Source organism: Streptomyces sp. UG1 (assembly GCF_049974585.1).
GTDB lineage: Bacteria > Actinomycetota > Actinomycetes > Streptomycetales > Streptomycetaceae > Streptomyces.
Window position 1 is genome coordinate 1 of record NZ_JBNGGG010000174.1, and the last position, 517, is coordinate 517.

1 protein-coding gene is annotated in these 517 nt (G+C 71.0%); it reads left to right on the forward strand.

Going from position 1 to position 517, the window contains the following annotated elements; genetic code table 11:
- Positions 1-517: phosphopantothenoylcysteine decarboxylase (locus ACP4J3_RS50895; protein WP_426545128.1), on the forward strand; the 517-nt coding region annotated here is incomplete at both ends.

A 517-nucleotide genomic window follows, 5' to 3' on the forward strand; every position in this document is an offset into this window, starting at 1 on the left:
GCTGCTGCGCCAGCGCGGCTTCCACCTGTTCGGTCCGGCAGCGGGCAGCCAGGCCTGCGGCGACGTCGGCCTCGGGCGCATGCTCGAAGCCGAGGAACTGGCGCAGCGCGCCGCCGACTGCTTCCAGCGCCAGGCGCTGACCGGCGTGCATGTGCTGATTACCGCCGGCCCGACCCAGGAAAACATCGACCCGGTGCGCTACATCACCAACCACAGCTCCGGAAAGATGGGCTTCGCCCTCGCCGAGGCGGCGGTGGAAGCCGGCGCACGGGTGACCTTGGTCACCGGCCCGGTGCACCTGCCGACGCCCGACCGGGTGCAGCGCGTCGACGTGGTCAGCGCCCGCGACATGCTGGCCGCCTGCGAGGCGGCGATGCCCTGCGACCTGCTGATCGCCTCCGCGGCGGTCGCCGACTACCGCCCGGAAGTGGTCGCCGCGCACAAACTGAAGAAAGACCCTACCAGCGGCGAGGGCTTGCTCTTGCAGCTGGTGCGCAATCCCGACATTCTCGCCACC